The sequence below is a fragment of the Gordonia sp. (in: high G+C Gram-positive bacteria) genome, from assembly GCF_049299075.1.
Taxonomy (GTDB): Bacteria; Actinomycetota; Actinomycetes; order Mycobacteriales; family Mycobacteriaceae; genus Gordonia.
On record NZ_JBAQWU010000026.1, the window covers coordinates 1 to 4,373 of the forward strand.

The window sequence follows — 4,373 nt, forward strand, 5'->3', positions numbered from 1 at the left end:
CCTCATCGTCGTCGAACCAGATCCCGCCGCGGATCCGCCATCGGTGCAGCAGCGCCAGAAAGTCGTCGAGCATGTCACTCGCCGTTGGCGTCGGCGGCGGTCAGCGCCGCGGCCTGCGCCGTCATCTGCTGAGCCAGTCCGGCGACCCGGGAGCTGCCAGACGATAAGCGCTCGGCGAGGTGCCCGAGCCGCGTTTCAAGGGCGGCCGCGGCCTCCCGGTGCACCTGATTGTGGACCCACGGCGTCCCAGCCAGCGTTGCCGCGCAGTGGTCGAGTGCGTCGGCGACCGCATATTGTCGGGCAATGAGGTGCCCGAGGGCGACTGGGTCCAGCCGGAGAACGTCCTTCATGTGTACTTAGACGCACGAAACTGGGTTCTGGTTCCACGACACGCCGAGTAACCTGTCAGACCGCGGCGACGACCTTCGCGACGTGTTCGGCGATCGACTGAGCGTCGGCGGCGGTGGTGGCCTCGACCATCACCCGCACTAGCTGCTCGGTACCGGACGGACGCAGCAGGATTCGGCCGGTGCCCTGCAATTGCGTCTGCGCCTGCGCGACGGCGTCGGACACCGAGGCGGCCTGGGCGACCTCATGCTTGTCCGACACCGGCACGTTGATCAGCACCTGCGGGAGGATGTTCATCACCGCTGCCAGATCGGCCAGTCGCGTACCGGTCTCGGCGACGCGGCGGGCCAGCAGCAGCCCGGTCAGCACACCGTCGCCGGTGGTGCCGGCCGACGGGATCACGATGTGGCCGGACTGTTCGCCGCCCAGTGAGTACTGTCCGGCACGCAATTCTTCGAGCACATAGCGGTCGCCGACCCCGGTCACCGTGATCTCGATGCCGGCCGCCTCCATGGCCAAGTGCAGACCGAGATTGCTCATCACGGTCGCCACCAGCACATTGTCTTTTAGTGCGCCGCGCTCGTGCATGGCCAGCGCCAGAATCGCCATGATCTGGTCGCCGTCGACCACCGCACCGGTGGAATCCACGGCCAGGCAGCGGTCGGCGTCGCCGTCGTGGGCCAGGCCCAGGTCGGCGCCGTGCTCGAGCACCGCGGCCTGCAGGTTACCCAGGTGCGTGGAGCCGCAGCCGTCGTTGATGTTGAGTCCGTCGGGCTCGGCGTGGATCGCGATGACTCGGGCACCGGCCGACTCGTACGCGCGCGGGCCGATGTGCGAGGCGGCGCCGTTGGCGCAGTCCACGACGATGGTCAGGCCCTCGAGGTGGTCGCCACCGGAGGCGACGAGGTGGTCGAGGTAGCGGTGCACTGCGTCAGGGGCGTCGATCAGGCGGCCGACCGCGGCACCGACCGGACGCGGCTGATCGCCGGACATGGCAGCTTCGATAGCGTCCTCGGTAGCGTCGTCGAGCTTGTGCCCGCCGACCCCGAAGAACTTGATGCCGTTGTCCGGCATGGGGTTGTGGGAGGCGGAGATCATCACGCCGAAGTCCGCGGCATAGTCCGCGGTGAGAAAAGCGACCGCCGGGGTCGGCACCACACCGACCCGGATCGCATCGGCGCCCGCGGCGGCCAGGCCAGCGCACAGGGCGGCTTCCAGGAGTTCCCCGGAGGCTCGTGGGTCACGACCGACCACCACGCGAGGTCGACGATGATCAGCGGCAACAGCGTCGGCACCCAAAACGCCAACGGCGGCCGAGGCCAGGCCCAACGCCAACTCTGCAGTGAGTTGGTCGTTGGCCCGGCCCCGGACGCCGTCGGTGCCAAAAAGACGTGCCAATTTAGCGCTTGCTGTACTGCGAAGCCTTACGTGCCTTCTTCAGGCCGTACTTCTTACGCTCCACGGCGCGGTCGTCGCGGGTCAGGAAGCCGGCCTTCTTGAGGATCGGGCGATCCTCGGGGCTGACCTCGATCAGGGCGCGAGCGATGGCCAGACGCAGGGCGCCGGCCTGGCCCGAGGGGCCACCACCGACGAGCTTGGCCTGAATGTTGAAGGCGTCCGGACGCTCGACGGTCACCAGCGGCGACTTGACGATCTGCTGGTGCACCTTGTTCGGGAAGTAATCCTCCAGGGTGCGGCCGTTCAGCGTGAACTCGCCGTTGCCCGGCAGCACGCGGACGCGGACGATGGCTTCCTTGCGGCGGCCAACGGTCTGGACCGGGATGTCGAAGACGACCGGGCCGCGCGAGGTGACCTCGACGGTCTCGCCCTCGACGGACTCGGTGGTGTACGCGCCGTCTTCCAGGACGACCTCTTCGTCAACGACCTCGACGTCGTTGTTCACGTTCTCGTTGGTCACTGGGAAACCTGCTTGATCTCGAAGGGAACGGGGCGCTGGGCCGCGTGCGGATGATTCGGGCCGGCGTAGACCTTCAGCTTCGAGGCGATCTGAGCGCCGAGCTTGTTCTTCGGGAGCATGCCCTTGACGGACTTCTCCACCAGACGATCCGGACGCGTGGCGAGAACCTCGCCCACGGTGCGGGACTTCAGGCCGCCCGGGTGACCCGAGTGGTGGTAGATCTTCTTGTCGGTCAGCTTGTTACCGCTGATCGCGACCTTCTCGGCGTTGATGATGATGACGTAGTCGCCCATGTCCATGTGGGGGGCGTACGTCGGCTTGTGCTTTCCGCGGAGCAGGTTTGCGGCCTGCACGGAGAGACGGCCGAGCACCACGTCGCGGGCGTCGATGACGTGCCACTCTCGGGTGACGTCACCGGCCTTCGGGGTGTAAGTAGGCACAGTTGTCCTCGCTGTTCGTTTGCTTCTGCCGGTCATGGGCTTGGACACAGCTGATTCCCGGCGACCGGTAGGGACCCGGGGCTGACGACGACGATCAAGCGACGACGGTCAAGCACCAACGGAGAAGGTTACGGGAATGTGCCGGTGCCGGTCAAAATGACCGAAGACCCTGGTCGGCGTCGCTTCCGGATGCCAGGGTGGGAGAATGACAGCTACCTGGAATCTGAACGCCGACGCGGGCGAGCTTCTGCTCTTCACCGACACCGCAGGCCGCGCCGCCCGCACCGGCCACAAACTGACGATCGCGATGAACTCGTGGCAGGCCACCGCCGACGTCGACGACGACGGCCACCCGACGTCGGTGGAGCTGACCGTCGACGTGGACTCGCTGGAGGTGCGCAAAGGTGAGGGCGGGCTGGCGCCGTGGACCGGCGCCGAACCCGGTATCGCGCGCAGCAACGCCCTCAAATCGCTGGATGGCAAGAAGTTCCCCACCATCACCTACCGCTCCACCGGCGTGACCCGCGACGGCGACACCTACCAGGTGGTCGGCGACCTCACTATTCACGGCGTCACCAAACCGCATCCGCTGACGGTGACCGCCGACGGCACCACCTTCTCCGCCGAGACCGTGGTGACGCAGACCGACTTCACCATCAAGCCGTTCTCCCTGATGCTGGGCACCGTGAAGGTGGCCGACGACGTCCGCCTCACCCTTACCGCCACCGCTCCCTAACGGGCGAGGTCTCCGGAAACGCTCAGCTGACTGCTAGATCGGAAGCTGCGCGAAGTCAGCAAGTTGTCGCATCGAGTTGTCAATCATCTGCAACCAGCTGCGGGTGGTCGGCAACGGCGACTCGATGGAACAGCAGTAAATCGGTGAACCGCGCGTTCAGCGCGGTGACGTCGAGCGGAGTCCCGGAGGAAGCACCCGACCAGATCATCGCCCGAATCGCCTGCTGATTCGCGTGACGGCCGTCGATCACCCTGGAATGCTGAAACCGTTCTCGGCCATCCAGTAGCCGAGGAAGAGTAGGACCATCTGGAGGACGAAGACTCCGAATACGGACGGCGCCGCCCACCTGCCGCGTTTGAGACCCATTGCCAGCAGGACAATGACCCCGATCCCCAGCACCAGTGCCGACCCGCTGACGAGACGCACGCCGAGGTCACTGACGGTCCTGGAGCAGTCGGCTGCACTGGCACAGCCGCTGGCGAAGTACCCCTTCTGGGCAATCGTTTCGGTGGCGACGGAACCGATCATGGTGAGCACCCACTGCGCCACGATGATCACCACGCACATGATCACGTCCCAGACGGCGCCCCCGGTGCCGCGCTGCGGCGGAATGGCTCCCGCCGGACTCATGGCCGACCGATCGGAGTTCATAGCGGACAGAGTGCCAGACGGTCCGGGAGTGTTCCGGGAGCTCGGGATCAGCTTCTGACCGAGATCGAGGTGACAGCTGCCTGGCAGGGCGGGTCGATCGGCGCGGGTCCGGTACCCGCCTGGCAGCCGACGCTGATTTGCGTGGTGCCGTCCACCAGGACGTACCAGGCGATGGCGGCGCCGGAGGCGGGAGCTTCCCGGTAGCTGATCACCTGGCGGCCGCCGTAGACCGCGTCGGCGGAGAATTCGACCACCACATCGTCGCCGCGCTGGCTGATCC

Annotated in this window: 8 protein-coding genes; 1 reads left to right on the forward strand and 7 read right to left on the reverse strand. The window is 66.6% G+C overall.

The features are described 5' to 3' along the window. Positions 1-74: 74 nt before the first annotated feature. The 4 genes from WAW85_RS00940 to rplM are packed head-to-tail and all read right to left on the reverse strand — an operon-like array spanning position 75 to position 2,706. Positions 75-350 (reverse strand): hypothetical protein, encoded by a 276-nt coding sequence (locus WAW85_RS00940; protein ID WP_422557795.1) that lies wholly within the window; start codon positions 348-350, stop codon positions 75-77. A gap of 55 nt (positions 351-405) precedes the next feature. Then, positions 406-1,746, reverse strand: a complete 1,341-nt coding sequence (gene glmM, locus WAW85_RS00945) for a phosphoglucosamine mutase (RefSeq protein ID WP_422557796.1) — start codon at positions 1,744-1,746, stop codon at positions 406-408. 1 nt (position 1,747) lies between these two features. Then, entirely contained in the window at positions 1,748-2,266 is a 519-nt protein-coding gene (gene rpsI, locus WAW85_RS00950) for a 30S ribosomal protein S9 (RefSeq protein WP_422557797.1), read from the reverse strand. Continuing rightward, positions 2,263-2,706 (reverse strand): 50S ribosomal protein L13, encoded by a 444-nt coding sequence (gene rplM, locus WAW85_RS00955; protein WP_422557798.1) that lies wholly within the window; start codon positions 2,704-2,706, stop codon positions 2,263-2,265. The genes rpsI and rplM overlap by 4 nt, the downstream gene beginning before the upstream one ends. A 205-nt stretch (positions 2,707-2,911) precedes the next feature. Here rplM and WAW85_RS00960 point away from each other — a divergent pair, with 205 nt between their 5' ends. Beyond that, positions 2,912-3,442, forward strand: coding sequence for a YceI family protein (locus WAW85_RS00960; protein WP_422557799.1), 531 nt, complete (start codon positions 2,912-2,914; stop codon positions 3,440-3,442). 79 nt (positions 3,443-3,521) lie between these two features. Here WAW85_RS00960 and WAW85_RS00965 read toward each other — a convergent pair whose 3' ends face one another. The 3 genes from WAW85_RS00965 to WAW85_RS00975 form a co-directional block, all read right to left on the reverse strand. Continuing rightward, positions 3,522-3,692 carry a hypothetical protein gene (locus tag WAW85_RS00965; protein ID WP_422557800.1) on the reverse strand — a complete coding sequence of 57 codons (171 nt, stop codon included), beginning with the start codon at positions 3,690-3,692 and terminating at the stop codon, positions 3,522-3,524. Further along, positions 3,689-4,093, reverse strand: a complete 405-nt coding sequence (locus WAW85_RS00970) for a hypothetical protein (RefSeq protein ID WP_422557801.1) — start codon at positions 4,091-4,093, stop codon at positions 3,689-3,691. The genes WAW85_RS00965 and WAW85_RS00970 overlap by 4 nt, the downstream gene beginning before the upstream one ends. Positions 4,094-4,140: 47 nt before the next feature. Then, the coding region (locus WAW85_RS00975) for a type VII secretion-associated protein (protein ID WP_422557802.1) at positions 4,141-4,373 on the reverse strand (233 nt) is incomplete at its 5' end.